Annotated in this window: 16 protein-coding genes and 2 pseudogenes; 13 read left to right on the top strand and 5 right to left on the bottom strand. The window is 40.0% G+C overall.

What is annotated here, in order from left to right:
- Positions 1 to 270: 270 nt before the first annotated feature.
- The 3 genes from EJK17_RS05975 to EJK17_RS05965 all read left to right on the top strand — a co-directional run bounded on the left by EJK17_RS05975 (position 271) and on the right by EJK17_RS05965 (position 3,003).
- Positions 271 to 1,761 (top strand): ATP-binding protein, encoded by a 1,491-nt coding sequence (locus tag EJK17_RS05975; protein WP_168180743.1) that lies wholly within the window; start codon positions 271 to 273, stop codon positions 1,759 to 1,761.
- Between the two features lie 100 nt (positions 1,762 to 1,861).
- Positions 1,862 to 2,521: a hypothetical protein gene (locus tag EJK17_RS05970; protein WP_127796279.1), complete on the top strand. Its 660-nt coding sequence runs from the start codon at positions 1,862 to 1,864 to the stop codon at positions 2,519 to 2,521.
- On the top strand, positions 2,521 to 3,003 hold the full coding sequence (locus EJK17_RS05965; protein ID WP_103661595.1) for a hypothetical protein: 483 nt from the start codon (positions 2,521 to 2,523) through the stop codon (positions 3,001 to 3,003). The genes EJK17_RS05970 and EJK17_RS05965 overlap by 1 nt, the downstream gene beginning before the upstream one ends.
- A 108-nt stretch (positions 3,004 to 3,111) precedes the next feature.
- On the opposite strand, the pseudogene EJK17_RS05960 reads toward EJK17_RS05965, so the two are convergent.
- Positions 3,112 to 3,618: pseudogene (locus tag EJK17_RS05960) on the bottom strand (YbhB/YbcL family Raf kinase inhibitor-like protein).
- Positions 3,619 to 3,806: 188 nt separating this feature from the next.
- Here EJK17_RS05960 and EJK17_RS05955 point away from each other — a divergent pair.
- The 6 genes from EJK17_RS05955 (at position 3,807) to nrdG (ending at position 11,405) form a co-directional block, all read left to right on the top strand.
- Positions 3,807 to 4,841, top strand: coding sequence for a MupG family TIM beta-alpha barrel fold protein (locus tag EJK17_RS05955; protein WP_103661594.1), 1,035 nt, complete (start codon positions 3,807 to 3,809; stop codon positions 4,839 to 4,841).
- 15 nt (positions 4,842 to 4,856) lie between these two features.
- Positions 4,857 to 5,717, top strand: coding sequence for a MurR/RpiR family transcriptional regulator (locus tag EJK17_RS05950; protein WP_103661593.1), 861 nt, complete (start codon positions 4,857 to 4,859; stop codon positions 5,715 to 5,717).
- Complete coding sequence (gene murQ, locus EJK17_RS05945) at positions 5,707 to 6,603, top strand: N-acetylmuramic acid 6-phosphate etherase (protein ID WP_103661592.1); 897 nt, start codon at positions 5,707 to 5,709, stop codon at positions 6,601 to 6,603. The genes EJK17_RS05950 and murQ overlap by 11 nt, the downstream gene beginning before the upstream one ends.
- 139 nt (positions 6,604 to 6,742) lie before the next feature.
- Entirely contained in the window at positions 6,743 to 8,260 is a 1,518-nt protein-coding gene (locus EJK17_RS05940) for a PTS transporter subunit EIIC (RefSeq protein ID WP_103661591.1), read from the top strand.
- 224 nt (positions 8,261 to 8,484) lie between these two features.
- Positions 8,485 to 10,692, top strand: coding sequence for an anaerobic ribonucleoside-triphosphate reductase (nrdD, locus tag EJK17_RS05935; protein ID WP_103661590.1), 2,208 nt, complete (start codon positions 8,485 to 8,487; stop codon positions 10,690 to 10,692).
- Positions 10,692 to 11,405, top strand: coding sequence for an anaerobic ribonucleoside-triphosphate reductase activating protein (nrdG, locus tag EJK17_RS05930; RefSeq protein WP_103661589.1), 714 nt, complete (start codon positions 10,692 to 10,694; stop codon positions 11,403 to 11,405). The genes nrdD and nrdG overlap by 1 nt, the downstream gene beginning before the upstream one ends.
- Positions 11,406 to 11,576: 171 nt before the next feature.
- Here the strand turns inward: nrdG and EJK17_RS05925 are convergent, their stop codons facing one another.
- On the bottom strand, positions 11,577 to 12,062 hold the full coding sequence (locus EJK17_RS05925; protein ID WP_103661588.1) for a DUF1836 domain-containing protein: 486 nt from the start codon (positions 12,060 to 12,062) through the stop codon (positions 11,577 to 11,579).
- Between the two features lie 144 nt (positions 12,063 to 12,206).
- Between EJK17_RS05925 and EJK17_RS05920 the strand changes: the two genes are divergently transcribed.
- The gene (locus EJK17_RS05920; RefSeq protein ID WP_103661587.1) at positions 12,207 to 13,046 is read left to right on the top strand and encodes a DegV family protein; all 840 of its coding nucleotides are present in this window, start codon (positions 12,207 to 12,209) and stop codon (positions 13,044 to 13,046) included.
- A 229-nt stretch (positions 13,047 to 13,275) separates the two neighbouring features.
- Positions 13,276 to 13,809 (top strand): annotated as a pseudogene (locus EJK17_RS05910) (DUF4143 domain-containing protein); the annotation flags it as partial.
- Positions 13,810 to 13,894: 85 nt separating this feature from the next.
- Here the strand turns inward: EJK17_RS05910 and EJK17_RS11425 are convergent.
- The 3 genes from EJK17_RS11425 to EJK17_RS05900 form a co-directional block, all read right to left on the bottom strand.
- On the bottom strand, positions 13,895 to 14,038 hold the full coding sequence (locus EJK17_RS11425; RefSeq protein ID WP_168180741.1) for a toxin-antitoxin system, antitoxin component, AbrB family protein: 144 nt from the start codon (positions 14,036 to 14,038) through the stop codon (positions 13,895 to 13,897).
- Positions 14,039 to 14,048: 10 nt separating this feature from the next.
- The gene (locus EJK17_RS05905) at positions 14,049 to 15,167 is read right to left on the bottom strand and encodes an acyltransferase family protein (protein WP_103661585.1); all 1,119 of its coding nucleotides are present in this window, start codon (positions 15,165 to 15,167) and stop codon (positions 14,049 to 14,051) included.
- A gap of 91 nt (positions 15,168 to 15,258) precedes the next feature.
- The gene (locus tag EJK17_RS05900; protein ID WP_103661584.1) at positions 15,259 to 16,134 is read right to left on the bottom strand and encodes a LysR family transcriptional regulator; all 876 of its coding nucleotides are present in this window, start codon (positions 16,132 to 16,134) and stop codon (positions 15,259 to 15,261) included.
- Between the two features lie 110 nt (positions 16,135 to 16,244).
- Between EJK17_RS05900 and EJK17_RS05895 the strand changes: the two genes are divergently transcribed.
- Both EJK17_RS05895 and mdcA read left to right on the top strand, forming a co-directional pair.
- Positions 16,245 to 17,153, top strand: coding sequence for an ACP S-malonyltransferase (locus EJK17_RS05895; RefSeq protein ID WP_103661583.1), 909 nt, complete (start codon positions 16,245 to 16,247; stop codon positions 17,151 to 17,153).
- A complete protein-coding gene (gene mdcA / locus EJK17_RS05890) occupies positions 17,153 to 18,796 on the top strand; it encodes a malonate decarboxylase subunit alpha (RefSeq protein WP_103661582.1) in 1,644 nt (547 codons plus the stop codon). The genes EJK17_RS05895 and mdcA overlap by 1 nt, the downstream gene beginning before the upstream one ends.
- Position 18,797: the final 1 nt, after the last annotated feature.

Here is an 18,797-nt window from a genome sequence, read left to right as displayed (position 1 = left end):
TTAGTAAATGAAGAAATTAAAGCTTTAGTGTCCTTTTCATCATCAATTTGCGGTATACTTTTCATTGCGTAAGATCTCCTTTAACTTTGGTTTGGACACTTAAAGTATAACGCAGGAAGATCTTGCGTTTTTATTTTTGCACTAAAAAAGCCAGAAGCCACGCTAAGTTAGCATGATTTCTAGCTTTCAACTTTCAGTAATTATAAACAAAGGACTGGATTTAATTGAGAAAATAAGAGAAAATAAGAGAAAATGAAATCGGAAGAATTATTGCATTTAATTGAAAATGATAATGAATCTGAAACAGTAGAGTACAAAACTGGATTAAAAGATGCTAAAACGATCGGACAATATATTTATGCTTTAGGGAATTCAGCTTTAGCAGCTAATGTCCCTCATGCATATTTGATTTGGGGTGTAGAAGATCTAACAAAAAAGATCGTAGGAACTAATTTTGATCCGTATCTTGAAAAAGCATTTGTAGAGAATAAAAAAGGTAAATCGAGTAAAAGTAACATTTCGTTAACTTTCTATCTCAATAAATATATTGATCCGAAATTAAATCTGATTTGGGATAAATGTCAAATTGATGATAAAGACTTGGTATGTCTGACAATAGATGTAAGTCATTTAAATCAGCCTTTGAAATTTATGGGGATTGATTATATTAGAGTAGGAACTTCAAATCAAAAGTTAAATATGTTCCCAGAAAAGGAGCAGAGAATTTGGGAAACTTTTGAATCATCCAAATTTGAGTTGGAATTCGCCAAAACAGGCTTAACTTATAACCAATTATCTGAATATCTGGATTTGGATTCTTATGTAAAAAATATAACTGAAAATCTAAATAATGATGCTGCAGTCAAAGACAGCTTGGTGCATAATAATATTGTTGCCCAAGTCGATAAAGATTTGTTCAATATTACTAATTTGGGCGCTTACACATTAGCGAAAGATTTGCATAAATTTCCTTTACTGCAAGATCGTTCAATTTTTATCACTAAATATCGTGGCAACATGAAATTAGCTAACGCAATCTATAATGAAGCGGAAAGTTCTGGGATCGTAGTTTCTTTTGATAAAATTATGAAAGACATTATGGATCATATTCCTTATCACGAGAATTATGATGCCGGTGTGAGAAAAGAAATCTATAAATTTCCAATAATTGCGGTTCGGGAATTATTGGCTAACGCCTTAGTGCATCAAGATTTCACTATTTCAGGGATGCGGCCAATGGTAGAAATCTTTGATAATCGTGTAGTAATTAGTAATCCGGGGATTCCATTGATTGAACCGTTACGTTTCTTAGATGTTCCACCAAGATCTAGAAATCCAGAATTGGCAAATTTGTTAAGTAAGTTTCATATTACTGAATCTCGTGGTACGGGAATTGATAAGGTAGTTTATGCTTTAGAGCAAGCTAAATTACCTGCCGTAGAAATCTTAAGTAAAGGTACTACTGCTACTCAGGTAACAATTCGTGAGAAAAAGGCCTTTAAAGATTTGTCAGTTACTGAAAAAAATGAGGCAATTTACTGGGACGCTAGCTTAAAATATGTTAATGATATGAAGATTAGCAATTCAACTCTGCGTGAAACATTTCAACTAACGGATAAAGAAGCGTCTTTAATCTCTAAGGCACTTGCTTCAAGTATGGAAGCAAATCTAATTAGACCATACGATGCTAATGCTGGAAAAAAATTTATGGAATATATTTCATACTGGGGTGTAAGTGTGCAAGACGTTCATCATTCTTAAAAAAGTCAGTGATATAAGTAAGGATATAGCAATAAAGAATCTCAGAGGCAACGAACCCCTGAGGTTTTCTTGTCTACAAATAAAACTAACGGAGAAAAATATGTGGCTCATCATTATCGACTTACTTTATCTAGTGGCTTACTTTTGGCTAGTCAAGCGCCTATTTAAACTAACGCCAACGCAAATCGGATACTATCAACAAAAATACTTAACATTTTCTGTCTTGTATCTTGGTCAATGGTTCATTGTGGGCTTCTTGCTAATCGGACTAAATGTGTTGAAGTTTTTCCCGCAATTCAGACAAGAGTTTAGTTTCCCTCTTGGCATTTTGGGAATGCTGATGAGTATTCCTGTGAGAATCAAAGCTTGGCGGGTCGAAAAGAAAGTTGCCAAACGCAAAATTAAATCACCAAAAGATGTTGAAGCGGTACTTGAACCATTTTGTAAAATATATCCGCTATATCGCTATGAAGAATACGCAAATCCGCCCAAGACTTCGATAGAAGCCTTACATAACACTCTGCTTTTCATGGGAGCGCTGTTTTCTGGACCAGTTTTACTGAAATTACTGCCGTTTTCGATCGCAATTAATATCTTAGCTGTAGTAATTTTTATACTAGTAGTTTTCATTGTTTACCGCTTAGAGTATCTTCATATCTACAGCTGGCTAGTTGAAGAAAAAATCATCAAATCATCTGACTTAACGCCCAAGCAAAGATATGTCTGGTACTTTTTCCATGAGAGAAAGAGGGGCTTGTAATGGTAGCTATTATTTGTGATATCATACTAATTCTTTTGTTAATCTTTTTAGTTTTCCGCTTATTCAAATTTTCTAATGCTGACGTCGGCCCGCTTTCCAAGCCTTATTTAGCATTTGTTGCCTTGTGTATGTTGGGAGTGCTGCTCAGTTGGTATTTATTTGAGAAAACTTTGAAAGAATTCCGACCCAGCCAGGGAAAAAGTTCCATGTTTTATGCCGGTTTAGTCAGCCTATGTTTAAGCGTCCCTATCAAAATTAAAGCGATTATTTGTGAAAAAGAAGTCGCTCATGAAATCGAAAAGCCAAGCGAAGTTGAAGAAGTTTTTCGGCCGTTTTACCATTCCATTCGTTTGGATGGAAGTAATAGCGCTAAAAGTCCCCGTAAAACTTCAATCGAAGATGCTGCTAAAGATATGTATAAAATGGGAATGATCTTTACTTTATTTATCGCTGCCAAGCCATTTACATCTATCACTGGTTAGTTAGGCAAAAATATCTCAAATTAACTAATTTAACAAATGAGCAGCGCTACATCTATCCGTCTTGGCATAGACAAAAATAAGACTCCTGAAGTTCGGGAGCCTTATTTTTTACTCGGCACGACTTGGAATTGCAATCGTCGCCATAGAAATAATATGATCTTTGATTTTATCTAAAAATTCGTTTAAGTAATAACCTTCACTCAGATCTAATTTTTCATCCAGTGCGTACACCGTCAAAGTATAATTGTGCGTCTTGTCTGGTGGCATTGGACCAGTGTAGCCCACAGTTGGGCCGGTTCCTTCAGGCAGGAACTTACTAATATTACTGTTTTTACCTTGAATAAAGCTGATCTGCCCCGGATGTTGACTAATATCTGCTGGTACATCCTTGACTGGCAAATTCGCGGCCAGCCAGTGGATTCAAGTGAAACCACACACGGGCACGGAATCATAATCACGGAAGAAGACGGCTAAAGTCTTAGCCTCTTTTGGCGCATCTGTAACGAAAATAGGAAAAGAACGACTCGGTTTGCCTTCGATTCGTTGATTTTTTGGGGCAAACTTGCCATAACAATCAAATAAATAGCCGTTCATCGTTGACACTGCAATTTTCATAATCTATCACCTCAAGGTCATTATATAAAAGTTATGATCTAAAAGGTTGTAGCAACACTTTTGCATTCTTATGAAATAAGATTTTAATAAGGTGAATTAATGCCTCCTTAAATTACAAATTGAAATAACATTTCTAAGAGAGTAAGATTAATGTAAGAGCTTACATACAGTTGATGAAGGAAAAGATTATGTTAGGAATTTCAATATATTTTCAAGACTATGATCCCAATTATTTAAAAACAGCGGCTAAAGCCGGAGCCAAATATATCTTCACCTCATTACAAATTCCTGAGGAAGATTACTCTCATTTGGATGAGGTTTTGCCTGACTTTTTAGCTTTGTGTCATAAATTAGGTATGCAGCTAGTGCCAGATGTTTCTCCCGTTACTTTCAAGCGGCTCGGAGTGAAGCCTAATGATTACGGAAAATTAAAAGCGTTAGGCTTTACCGCTTTACGGCTAGACTATGGTGCAGATGATTTTGCCTTAATCAAGCAGTTACAAAAAGATTTCTTCTTGATGCTCAATGCCAGTGTGGTCAACGACGATTATCTCAGACAAGCAAGAGCAAGCGGGGTTGATTTTGACAAAATTGCACTGACTTACAATTTCTATCCTGAAACTAACACTGGCATGTCCTGGACTGCTTTTAAAGAACGTAATTTGTCCTTAAAGGCGCAAGGGTTACGCACACAGGCTTTTGTCTGTGGGGATGCACTGAAACGTTTTCCATTATATGAAGGCTTACCAACAGTGGAAGCAGATCGCGGGAAAAATCCTTATGTTGCTGCCGTGCAAATGATTCATGAGGCTCATGTTGATGATGTCTTTATCGGTGATAGTGAAGCTAGAAGTGAGACGCTAATTCGGATTGCGGACTACCAAAAAGATAAGTTGGTCCATCTACCTTGCCATTTAGAAGCAGGCTATGAAAATTTATATGGTCAAAAGATTAAGTTGCGGGCTGATCAACCAGAAAAGATTGTCCGATTATTACTGCCGCGCAAACCCGACGTGCCAATTTTTCATAATCTGACCCCAACTGCCGGTTCGATCGTGATGCAAAACCGATTAGCACGGCGTTATAGCGGTGAGGTTTATTTGGTCAAAGAAACTCTGCCAGTAGCGGCGCGGACTAATGTGATCGGCTTTATTGCACCCGAATACCAAGAATTATTACAGTACCTGGATGCAGATAATACGATTGTTTTTGACCGACTATAAAGGTAGGCGATAGGGATGCAAATTGATAATCAAGTACTTAAGCAGTATGCCACTTTATCGAAGTCTTCGCAGAAAATTGCAGATTACTATTTATGTCATCAAGCTGATTTTTTAGCTAACAATGCTGCTAAGTTAGGTAAATTAACTTCAACCAGCGGTGCAACTATTATTCGTTTTTGCAAACAGCTTGGTTTTAGTGGTCTCAAGGATTTTCAAATTGAACTGGCAATTGAAATGCCGAAAAAAGAGTCAGAAACGATCGACACGATTATCCAAGCAAATGATCAGACCCCGGTAGTGTTGAATAAGCTTTATACCAGTTTGAAAACCAATTTACAGGATTTAGCTGGAGAACTTGATCGTAAGCAAATTGCCCAAGTCGTTAAATTGATGAAGAGCAGTCACATGATTTATCTGGAAGGTATTGCCGCCTCATCACTTCCTGCTCAAGATCTGTTTTATAAATTAATCCGAATCGGTAAAGCAGTTTGCTTTGTCAGTGATATTCACGTGGCCTTAGAACAAGTGGCGGCGGCACAAAAAGATGATCTGGTTTTGATCTTTTCATATAGTGGTTTAACCAAAGAAATTTTGCTCATTGCCAAAGAAGCACAGCACCGTGGCGCCAAGGTGGTCGCCGTTACGCGTAATAAACATTCACCATTAACGGCTTTGGCAGATATTGTCTTAGCGCTGCCGATTAATGAGCAGTTACTGCGTTATGGTGCGGTGAATTCCTTATTTTCAGAAATGTTTATTTCAAGTTTATTATATCTGAGCTTAATTTCGCCAGATTTAGGTAAACTCCAAGCCAAAATGCGTAAAACTGAAAAAATAGTAAGTGATTTGAAAGAGGTTGAAGAAAATGGCAATTAAAGATTTAGAGACTGAAAAACGTAACCCCAATACCATGCATATCGATACCATGTCGACACTCGAGATGGTTAAAACAATTAATCGCGAAGACCAAAAAGTTGCCGAAGCAGTTGGCACGCAAGATGCAAAAATTGCCAAGGCGATTGATTTAGCTTCCGCTAATTATCGTCAAGGTGGTCGCTTAATTTACATTGGTGCTGGAACTAGTGGCCGGCTAGGGGTTTTAGATGCGGCCGAATTAGTGCCCACTTATGGCATTAAGCCTGAAAGAGCCATTGGTTTAATTGCCGGTGGTAAAGGCGCTATGTATGTAGCTGTTGAAGGGGCCGAAGATTCAGAAGAATTAGCCCAAAAAGATTTACGTGATTTAAATTTGAATAAAAAAGATATCGTTATTGGCTTAGCTGCGAGTGGCCGCACTCCTTATGTCATTGGGGGCTTGAACTATGCTAGCCATGTTGGTGCTGTTACCATTGCTGTTGCTTGTGTGAAAGACAGCAAGATTGGCCAAGTCGCACAAGTGCCAATTGAAGCGGTTGTTGGTCCTGAAGTTATCACGGGTTCGACCCGAATGAAGGCAGGCACCGCACAAAAGATGATTTTAAATATGATCTCCACCGGGGTCATGATCCGGCAAGGCAAGGTTTATCAAAATGTGATGATTGATGTATTGCCAACTAACCAGAAGCTGGTTGATCGGGCATGTCGAATCGTTAAGGCCGTCACGGGTGTGGCCAAGGAAAAAGCAGAGAAAATTTTGCACCAAGCTGATAAGAACGTGCCTTTGGCGATTGTGATGGCTAAAACGGGTTTGCCTGTAGCAGAAGCGAAAAAGTTATTAGCGGGCCATCACGACTCTGTTAGTGAGGTTTTGAAAGAAAAATAGTCCGTGAAATAAAATTTCATTATTCAGAATAATTACTTATTTTCTAAATAACATTGAACTATTGCTTCAATAGGAATAAGATAATAAATGTAAAGGCTTTCATTAATGAAAAAGTGTATTAGAGTGGGAGGTCAGAAAAATGGCTGACAAGTATAGCAAAATGGGGCAAGAGATTTTTGCCAATATTGGTGGCCCCGAAAATGTGCAATCAATGTATCACTGTATGACGCGGCTGAGAATTAATATTAGAGATAAAGCTAAGATTAATGAAGCAGGGCTGAAAAAGATTGACGGCGTCTTAGGAGTCGTTAACGGCGATAGCTTAGAAGTCGTAGTTGGGCCTGGCGTTAACACTAAAGTTGCGCAAGCAATGGTTGATAGTGTGGGCGTTAAGGAAAACGAAGAATTTCCAACTAAAGTTGCTACTAAAAGTTCTTACGCTGAAGAAAAATCAGCGGTGCAAGAAAAAGCGGCCCAAGTTCACGCTGAACACAAAGCAAAATTAAAGCAAACTTGGTGGCGGAGAGCCTTAGGTCACATTTCCGCTATCTTTATTCCATTGATTCCAGCCTTCATTGGTGCTGGTTTGATTTCCGGAGTTGCGGGCATCTTACGGAACATGATGGCGGCCAAGATGTTGCCAGTGAGCTGGACACTTGGAGTGACAGTGCTCGGAATTATTGCCAACGGTTTGTTTTCATTCTTGAACGTCTTCGTTGGGATGAATACTGCTAAAGAATTTGGCGCTACACCCGGTCTTGGTGGGATCCTCGGTGGGATCGTGCTCTTACCAGGTTTAGTTGCTCCAACTACAATTCCAAACATCTTCGACGGCAAGCCTTTAGCTGCCGGTCAAGGTGGGATTATCGGAGTTTTATTAGCTGTCTGGTTAATGTCCTATGTTGAAAAATTCTTCCATAAACATGTTTGGGAATCCGTTGATATTTTAGTCACCCCATTCCTAACCGTTTTGATTATGGGTTTGTTCACGATTTTCTTTGTCATGCCATTGGCTGGTTGGATTTCCAACTCTTTAGTTGGTGCGATCAACTGGGTCTTAGCTGTTGGTGGTCCATTTGCCGGATTTATTTTAGGTCTGTTCTTCTTACCAATGGTAATGCTGGGCTTGCACCAGATTTTAACGCCAATTCACTTAGCCATGATTCAAAAACTTGGCTTTACACCACTTTTGCCAATCTTAGCCATGGCTGGTGCTGGTCAAGTTGGTGCAGCTATTGCCCTTTGGGTAAGATGCCGCAAGAACAAGCAATTAACTAAATTAATTAAAGGTGCCTTACCTGTAGGTATCCTTGGGGTTGGTGAACCTTTGATTTATGGGGTTACCCTTCCATTGGGACGTCCATTTATTACTGCCTGTGTCGGTGGTGGTATCGGTGGTGCTGTGATTGGCTGCTTCAGTCATGTTGGTGCCATTGCCATTGGTGCTTCAGGCTGGGCCATGATTCCATTGATCGCTAACAATATGTGGTGGGCTTACTGCTTAGGCTTGCTTGCTGCTTATGCTGGTGGGTTCGTGGCTACATACTTCTTTGGTACCCCAAAGGATGCGATGTTAGCTAAGAACGAAGATGGCACTGACGTCATTGAAAGAAGAGCTGCTGAAAAGCAAGCTGATAATTTAAATATGCCTAACTAAACAACAATTTATTCTGAATTAACATCAATTAGAAATACGCGATCTGCAATTTGGAGGTCGCGTATTTTTTTGAAAACTTTTTCAAAAAAGTAAAATCTTTTGTTCCACGTTGGTCTAGTCACACTTTTCGTAAATACAAGATCATGTTACGCAAATCCATATAGAATACAAGATGTTGTGATTTATGCTATTATTAAGACATAGATTTTGAGGAGTGATGTGCGATGTTAAAACCAGAAGTAAACCATGAAATTGTAAGTAAATTAGAAACACCAACCACTTTCATAAAGCGCGATGGGGCAAAGTATCCTTTTGAATTGTTTAAATTAGAGATGGTTTTGCACGCACTCGCTCTTGATGAGGTCAAGTTGGCGGTACTTGAAAAAATCACTGCTAAATTAGCACCACAAGATGTAGTATCCGCCCAAGACGTAGCGATGGCTTTCCACGATAGTTTAAATGAATTGGGCTATTTAGAAGAAGCTAAAGCATATGTGGCCTACCGCAAGCAAGATGAGGCGGAATTTAAAAAGCAAACTGATACCAAAAACCGTTTGGAACGCTTAGTGCATAAAGATCCAACGATTGTTAACGAAAATGCCAACAAAGATAGTAATGTCTTCAGCACGCAGCGGGATTTGACGGCCGGAACAGTTGGCAAAACGGTGGGGTTAACCATGATGCCGGAGCACCTGGCAAAAGCTCATTTACGGGGTGATATTCACTGGCACGACTTGGATTACACACCATTGTCACCAATGTCTAATTGCTGCCTAATCGATTTTAAAGAAATGTTGACGCATGGCTTTAAGATCGGTAACGCCTTTATGGAAAGTCCAAACTCAATTGGGGTCGCAACTAGTCAAGTGGCCCAAATCATCACGAATGTTGCTTCCAGTCAATATGGTGGTTGTTCCTTTGACCGCGCTGATGAGGTCTTAGCCCCATTTGCCCAGAAGAATTATGACAAGCACCTAGCTGAGGCCAAAGAATTAGTTGATGATGAAGAAATTGCGGAGTCTTTTGCCAAAAAACGGACGAAAAAGGACATCTACGATGCCATGCAAAGCTTGGAATATGAAATTAACACCATGTTTTCAAGCCAAGGACAAACACCATTTACTTCCGTTGGCTTTGGCTTAGGAACTTCTTGGATTGAAAAAGAAATCCAAAAAGATATTTTACGGATTCGGATCAAAGGTTTAGGAAAAGAACACCGGACTGCGATTTTCCCTAAGCTGTTGTTTACCATTAAGCGCGGGTTAAACTTGCACCCAGGCGATCCTAATTACGATGTGAAGCAATTGGCCATTGAATGTTCAACCAAGCGTATGTATCCCGATGTCTTAATGTATGACAAGATTAAGGAAATCACTGGTTCCTTCAAGTGTCCGATGGGTTGTCGTTCATTTTTACAAGGTTGGAAGGATGAACATGGTCAGGAAGTCAACTCTGGTCGGATGAATCTGGGTGTTGTAACTGTCAACTTGCCAAGAATTGCGATGGAAAGTCATGGCGACATGAACTTATTCTGGAAGATTTTTGACACGAGAATGAAAACTGCGCATGACGCCTTGAAGTTCAAAGCACACCGCGTGACCGAAGCTACCCCGCTTAATGCCCCGATTTTGTATCAAAATGGCGTTTTCGGGATTCGTTTACCTGAAGATGGCAATGTTAATGATCTCTTCAAGAACGGCCGAGCAACCGTGTCCCTGGGCTACATTGGCTTATATGAAGTTGGCACCGTCTTCTATGGTCCTGATTGGGAACACAATGAAGAAGCGCATGCTTTCACCATTGAAATCGTTAAAAAGATGCACGACATGTGTGCTAAGTGGGAAAAGGAAGATCCTAACCACTACCACTACAGCTTATACTCAACCCCAAGTGAAAGTTTAACTGATCGTTTCTGTCGTTTGGATACAGCCAAATTTGGCAAGGTGAAGGACATTACGGATAAGGAATACTACACCAACTCCTTCCACTACGATGTCCGTAAGCACCCAACGCCTTTTGAAAAGTTGACCTTTGAAAAAGAATATCCTAAGTATGCAGCGGGCGGCTTTATTCACTACTGCGAATACCCGAACTTGAAACAAAATCCAGCAGCTCTTGAAGCCGTCTGGGATTGGGCTTATGACCAAGTTGGCTACTTAGGTACTAACACGCCAATTGATAAATGCTACGAGTGTGGTTTTGCTGGAGAATTTAAAGCAACTGCTAAAGGTTTTGAATGTCCGCAATGTGGTAACCATGATCCGAAGACTTGTGATTGTGTCAAGCGGACTTGTGGTTACTTGGGCAATCCATTACGCCGGCCAATGGTTCACGGGCGCCATGAAGAAATCGTCCACCGAGTAAAACACATGGGCAGCGGCTTAGAGAGTAGTTTAGCAAATACTGAAATCAGAAAGAATGATGAGTATTAATGCCAGAAAAAGATAAAAATACACAAGAAGGCCCTGATGTGCGCGGAAGTATGATCAAAGTTAACATTGATGGCGACACGATGTTTGTTGATTCCAATCAATATAAGATGCAGGTTGATCATGCCAAGAAGTTATTACGCCAAAAGCGCTTGCCGAAGAATCCCAAGCCGCAGGAATGGAAGGCTGAAGATTATAGCTTAAATAAAATTGCAGACTATAAACCTTTTAACTTCGTTGATGGGGAAGGGGTTAGATGCAGTCTGTATGTGTCGGGATGCTTGTTTGATTGTCCTGGTTGCTACAATTTAGCAGCGCAGAATTTTAATTATGGTTTTGATTACACGCAAGAACTAGAAGATCGGATTATGAATGATCTGGCGCAACCTTATGTGCAAGGTTTAACCTTTCTGGGCGGAGAACCATTCTTGAATACCAATGTCTGTTTACGGGTGATTAACCGGATTCGTAAGGAATTTGGCCACACCAAGGATATTTGGTCCTGGTCCGGTTATACTTGGGATGAGTTGCAACAAGAAACTCCAGATAAGAAAGAAATGCTGTCTAAGATTGATATTTTAGTGGATGGTCGTTTCTTGGAAAGCCAGAAAGATCTGACTTTGCAGTTCCGCGGGTCGAGTAATCAAAGAATTATTGATGTACCGAAGTCACTTAAGGCTGGTAAAGTTGTGATTTGGGATAAATTACTGAAGTAGTGAGTGGGAAGAAACTTCTCGAGTCAATGCCGAGATAGTGTAGAACTGACGTAGAATACAAAGTATTCAAGTCATGTTCGTAACTATAGTCGGCTTTGACTGTTTCTGACCACGATAATTCTAGAATGGAGAATGTAAAAATCCTGGGAAAAATGTTTTCCCAGGATTTTTTTACACTTCTCTAAAAAATTGATACAGGTATTCACGATAGGCAAAAGCCATAATCACGTTGCGCAGCATCTGCTTTTGCTTAGTGTGATCGTGACCGACTTTTTGTAATTGCTCTTGTTGATCGAAGACGTAGAGCAGGACATTTTTTAATTCTTTGGCAAAATAGTCATAAGCAACCTCGATCGGGTAAGTGTCTTTTTGAATAGCCAGTGCCTTGCGTAAGTCCTCTTGATCCATGACGTTTTTGGCAATGGCGATAAAGAACAAGGTGGCAATTTGCTCGCGCTGATAGAGCCGACTTTGCGGCGGGGTGATCAACTTATGCTTGACATAGTTGCTAACCATGGAATTAGTCAGTTTAAGATTGCCCAAAGGCGCCAAATGTTGATTGAGATAGTCGACGACTTGTTTTAGATAAAGTCCCATCTCAGGGATGTCGCTGTAAGTTGGTAATTGAAAATCTTTAATTGCTACTTCTTTTTTCACTACTTTGCACCTCACAATAGTAGTTTTATTATTAGTCATTTTTTGAGTGCTGTCAATCGATATCTTTGAATAAGTTTTTGAAAAACCGTTGACATAATTTTAAAAACTCGATAAGATACAGACACATAAGTGAGGTAATGCAAAATGACAATGAAGATTATTACAGATTCTGGTGCTGATGCTTTTGTTAGTGCAATGGACGGTGTCGCACACACTAGTGTACCGTTAACGATTAGAGCAGGGGCTCTTTCTTGGCTTGATAATGGTGAAATTGATTTGCCGAAGTTTGTTGATGCTTTGAAAAAGACTAAGGAACGGAGCTCTACAGCTTGCCCAAGTGTCCAAGATTGGATGGATGCCTTTGTGGGTGGGGATGAAATTTTTGTCTTGACGATTACTAGTGCTTTGTCAGGAACTTATAACTCAGCAGTGCAAGCCGCCAAAATTTATCAAGAAAGTCATCCGCAAGTGAAGATTCATGTTTTCGATACGCGGTCGGCTGGTCCACAAATTCGCCTGTTAGCTGAAGAAATTGCGCAATTGATTAACAAAGGCTTCAAGTTTGAGCAAATTGTTGAAACAATGAAGTACAAGATGCGGCAGACGGATCTGTTGTTTATTTTGGAAAATCTGGATAACCTGGCAAATAACGGCCGAATTAATCCTGCAATGGCGAAGATTGCTCATGCCTTGAAGCTGAATATTTATGGAACAGCTAGCGATGAAGGTAAGCTGGAAATGCTGGGCAAGACACGTGGTAGTAAGAAGATTTTTGCCAAGATGGTGAAGTTGATGGAAGAGTCCGGCTATGAGGGCGGCAAGGTTCTGATCGATTACGTCGGGACGCCAGACAAGGCAGAAAAGATGCAGAATGCGATTTTAGCCGCATATCCTGATGCTGAAATTTCAATTACTGAGTGTGGCGGTTTGTGTAGTTACTACGCCGAAGCTGGTGGCTTGTTAATTGGATACGAAAAGAAGTAAAGCTTGGGATTGTACTCCCAAATAATCTGATTTTTGTTAAAAGTTGGGAGTATAATCCCAATTCGTGCTATATTAATTTTCTCAAGCGACATCAGAATAAAGAAATAATTAAGGTTGTTTCTGGGATCAAAGGTGTTGGTAAGACAACGCTTTTCTTACTTTTTAGAGAATATCTAAAAGACAATGGCGTCTCATCTGACCAAATTATCACCATCAATTTCCAGCAGACCGAAAAACTATTGAACTTTATTTGGCGGGAATCTTGCAGAGCTTGTTAATGTATGAAGCCAAGCCTTACGATATTCATGGACGCGAGATTTTGCGCGCAAACAGCAAGTATTATGTTGTCGATCCAGGGTTACGACAGTTGCTGTTGCCAGATTATCAAGAAGACTACGGACACATAATTGAGAATGTCGTCTTCTTGGAATTAAAGCGACGCTATCCGAATGTTTATGTTGGTCAAACTTCAAAATTAGAAGTTGATTTTGTGGCCTTGAATAATAAGAATGAAGCGCGATATTTCCAAGTTGCCTTAACAACATTGGATGAGCATGTATTATCAAGAGAACTGCGTCCGCTGAATAAAATTAATGATTCTTATCCTAAATTTTTACTTACAATGGACACTTTGAATAAGGATGCCAATTATTATGGAATTCAAAAGAAGAACATTTTGGATTGGTTGTTAGAAGAAAAATATAAGGAAGAGATCGAGTCAGAATTTTGGCTCGTTTTTTTCTTTCCAATAAAAAACATGTAAAAATAATTTACGCTAAAAAAATTTTGTAAGACATGAGAAAATAAGCGTTACTTCAATCCTAAGAAGTAGCACTTTTTCAAATCATCTAATCTTCAGTCCAGCCAAATTTGCCAAACTTATCACACATTTCTTGTTCAGCCAGCCAGCCTTGGTTTTCAAAATCTTGAAAACTAGCTTCAATCATTTTGTGATCGTGTTCTGTTGCATTGGTATTATTTGTTCTTTGCATTGTGACCACCTCATACATCTTTTTTAAATAAAAAACTCTTGGTTTTACTCCACCAGATATGTAAGCAGTAAGCAGAAATAAAGGAAAGAATCCAAGTTAAAAGCCAAGTTTCAAATAAAGTTAAAACTGGATGATAAGTGGCATGATATTGCATGTTAAGGCCGCGCCAGACTAGTTGATTCCAAAAGACATTAGACAAATATGCTCGGTAAGCATAAGTGGCTAAGAAATGGAAAACTTTCAAACTGGTTTGGGAGTTCTTTTTAACTTGATGTAAGCAAATGGCGGAAACAAGTGCAATCACAGCTAAACAATACAAAGTCATCGAAGGCTTGTAATATGGTGTATTGTTAAAGTTAACAGGATGACCGAATTGTTGCAGTTCGTAGTTTGTCCATATAAAGCAAGCCACAAAAGCAATGCCAATCAACCACCATAATTTGCTGACAATTTTATTGTAGTATCCCCGCAATTGCCAAGCTAAGACCCCATAAACACCGTAAATGAAGAAGGAGATAAAGACTCGGTCAAGTAAATACCAGTCATGTTCATGGATACCATGGAAAACATAATAGTCATAGAACCCAAGCCAAGTAAAGTAGAACACGAAGGTAATGACGGCTACCCAAATTCCACGTGTCAGGTTATTACCAACAAAGCGGCTAATGGCCCAGAAAATAGGCATCAAGATGATAAACTGGAGCATCATGGTGTTATACCACAGGTGCGGTGCCGCATTACCATTGATAAAATGCCAACAGAAAGAGCCAAAGTTGTGATATTGATTGACTTGTTGCAGCCAAGGCATACCAAGCAAGTAAATTAGCGTCCACCAGATTGTTGGCACGAACAAATTCGACCAATTAGCACGCATATGCTTTCGATAAGAAAAACTTCCTTGTTCGTCATTGGTGCGAATCGTAGTATACAAAATCCCAAAAATGAAGGCTGGGGCTGTATATTTGACCAGATTATAGAAGACGCCAAAGATATCTTGCACATTTGTCGGTTGCTGGACTCCCATGATCAGTGACATGATGGGCTGCGACATTACCGCGGTACAAGCAAAAACCTTTAAATAGTCTCCAATATCAGCAGTTTGATAGCTTTTAAATTGATATTGTTTCATTGAAACTCAACTCTTTTCTTTTGAATGGTGAGATCCAAAAAGAGTTCAATTTTAATTTAGCTGAATTACGACGAAAACGCAAACATAATTTTCAGCCTTGCACCTTTTCCCGCTCTTCAACAAAGACCTTGGCAATTTCATTACTAAATAAGCGCTGTTCATCGCTCAAGATTTTTTGTGGCGAGTTTAAATAAATCGTCCGCTGAGGCGTTGTCGGCAACAGGTGAGCTGTAACAATATCTTGTGCTTCAAAACTGTGCCAGCTGATTGCAGGAACAAAGCCCATGCCCAGTCCGCTAGTAATTAATTGTCTAACGGTTGCTGGCTCATCAGATTGGTACTGATAATTCAGTTTGGTGTTTTCTTTCAATAAAAACTGATCAATCGTCTGCTGCAATTCTGTATCTTGATCTAAACCAATGAACGGATAATTCTTCAGACTTTTGATTTCGATGAAATCTTGATTAGGCAGAATCCCTTTTTTAGCAGCAATCATAATTTCCTCAGTAATTAAGGGAATACTAGTAAAGTTAGGGATCGGCTTTGTGGAAATAATGAAATCAAATTGTTCTAAGTCCTTGGCAAAAGCATTCTTTTGATGAATGTTCAAACTCACATGGGGCAGCACTTCCTGCATGCGAGTAATGATTTTGGCAATCAAAGGCGAAGCCACCGTAAACAATACATTTAACGGCTTTTGATTAATATTTTTCGATCCTTGGACGGCCTTGATGCCGCGATCGAGCAGGTTAAGACTGTCAGAAACATAAGAATAAAAGAGCTTGCCTTGTTGATTCAACTTGATCGTGCGACCTTCACGGTCAAATAATTGCACCCCAATTTCATCTTCGAGCTGCTTAATCATCTTACTAACCGCGGATTGGCTGACATAGGCTTCTTTAGCAGCCTCAGTAATTGAACCCAGCCCGGCGACCGCGATAAAATATTTGAGGTTAGTCAGATTCATTTAGGTCCTTCTTTCATAACCACATGGTTAAGTATCTTTCTTTTTATCTATTATAAAAAATCATAAGAAGGATTTAAACTAGTTAGTGTGAGATCCAAAGAGGTGATTCAATGCGCAGTTTATGGTTAATGCCTGGTCAAGGTGGGCAAAAAGCGAGGATGCTGGCTGAAGTGGATCCAGAATTAAAAGCCCAAGTTGAAACTTGGACTGGAGTTAAGTTGCTTGATACGGAAGAAGGCTATCAAGATTCGCAACAAATTCAGTTAAGCATCTTGCTTTTACAAGTTGAACAAATTGATCAATTGCAACAGCTAGGTTGGCAGCCTGATCTAGTGGCTGGTCATTCGTTGGGCGTTTTTGGCGCCGCTTATGCGGCTAAAGTCATTGGCAAGGAAGATGTGTTTAAACTGGTGGCGTTAAGGGCAAAGCTGATGCAAGACTCTTGTCCTGCAGGTTATGGCATGGGAGTCATCGTGGGACTCAGTCGACCAGCAGTTAAAAAGTTGGTTGAGCAAGTTCACGCAGATGACAATCCAGTTTATCTTTCAAACCAAAATGCCGAAATGCAAAACACGATTTCTGGCAAGATTACGGCAATTCAGTCCGTCCTTGAGCTAGCTAAAGAAAATGGAGCAGCGAAAGCTAAACTCTTAAAGGTACCCAATCCTTCACACTCGCCCCTCATGGCGGCAGCTGCTAAGAAGTTGCAAGAGTTTTTACAGACTTTAACTTTGCAGGCACCTGAGTGTATTTACTTGACCAATTTTAATGGTCACGCCACCCGCAAGCTGCAAGATGTGGCTTATGATCTAGGCAACAACTTGATTCATCCAGTTTATTGGGAAACGATGATGCAAGTCGCGCTGGAATATGAGCCAACAGTTTCGTGTGAATTTTCACCTGGAACGGCTTTTACTAGGTTGTTGAAAGCTAAAATGGATCAACTGCAGACTGTGACGCTAGAGACCATGTCGATTGATGATGCAGACTTTTTATTTAATAAATGGGAGAAAAAATAATGACAGAAGAAAGAAATTGGCATACGCATCGAGATGCAAAGAATGCCCGTTTAGCAAGTGCCAGTTCATTATTGAATGGTAAATTTGCTAAAACCGAAGACGTTGTTAAAGTTTTGAATACTTTAATCAAACCGGGCGATAAGGTGGTACTAGAAGGAGATAACCAAAAGCAAGCTTCATTCTTATCAGAAGCTTTAACCAAGGTTGATCCAGATCAAGTCCATGACTTACATATGATTATGTCCAGTATTTCTCGTCCTGAACACCTTGATATTTTTGACTTAGGAATTGCTTCTAAGATGGACTTCTCCTTTGCGGGTCCACAAAGTACCCGTGTCTCACAAATGATTGCCGATGGGACAATGACGGTTGGTGATATTCATACTTACCTGGAATTGTTTGGTCGTTTATTCATTGACTTAATTCCAAATGTAGTGTTAGTTGCTGCTGATAAGGTTGACCGCGAAGGTAATCTTTACACCGGCTTTAATACTGAAGAAACACCAACCATTGTGGAAGCTGCGGCATTCCACGATGGAATTGTAATTGTGCAAGCTAACGAAGTGGTCGATAAATTACCACGAGTTGATATTCCTGCGGATTGGGTGGATGTAGTCATTCCAGCTGACAAGCCATATCAACTTGAACCATTATTTACTCGTGACCCACAAGCTATTACTGAATTACAAATCTTGATGGGCATGATGGCTATTAAGGGGATCTATGCTAAACACAAGGTCCAAACTTTGAACCATGGGGTTGGTTTTAATACTTCTGCGATTGAACTTCTTTTGCCAACTTACGGTGAACAGTTAGGACTTAAAGGTAAAATCTGCCGCAACTGGGAATTAAACCCAACGCCAACTTTGATTCCAGCGATTGAAAGCGGCTGGGTAGAATCCATTCACTCCTTTGGTGGGGAAGTCGGGATGGAAAAATACATTGCGGCTCGTCCTGATATTTTCTTCGTCGGTAAAGATGGTACCATGCGTTCTAACCGGGCCTTAGGTCAAGTTGCCGGTCAATATGCCCTTGATATGTTCGTTGGTTCAACGTTGCAAATCGACCAATGGGGTAACTCTTCAACCGTTACTAATGGTCGTTTGTCCGGCTTTGGTGGGGCACCTAACATGGGTTCTAACCCAACTGGTCGCCGCCACTCAACTCCTGCTTGGCAAAGTTTGAAACCAGATGATGATCCATTAGCCAAGGGTCAAAAGTTAGTTGTCCAAATGGTCGAAACCTTTGGTGCTAACAAGAAACCGGTCTTTGTTGATCACTTGGATGCTGAAGAAGTGAGAAAAGAAGCTAAGTTGGCTAATGTGCCAATCATGATTTATTCAGAAGACACCACTCACATTGTCACTGAAGAAGGAATTGCTTACCTTTACAAGACTGACAGTATGGAAGAAAGAAAAGCTGCCATTGAAGCCATTGCCGGTGTAACTCCAGTTGGTTTGCGGTCAGACCCTAAAGAAGTTAAGAAGTTGCGAGAGGCCGGGATCGTTGCTCTGCCAGAAGACCTAGGCGTTCGTCGTGAAGATGCCAAGCGGTCATTACTTGCTGCCCAAACCATGGATGATTTGGTTGAATGGTCACATGGCTTGTACAATCCACCTGCAAAATTCAGATCTTGGTCATAAT

Origin of the sequence: Lactobacillus xujianguonis, from assembly GCF_004009905.1 — a bacterium.
Taxonomy (GTDB): domain Bacteria; phylum Bacillota; class Bacilli; order Lactobacillales; family Lactobacillaceae; genus Lactobacillus; species Lactobacillus xujianguonis.
Note: the sequence above shows the minus strand (reverse complement) of the source record. Positions and strands in the feature narration are given on the sequence as shown.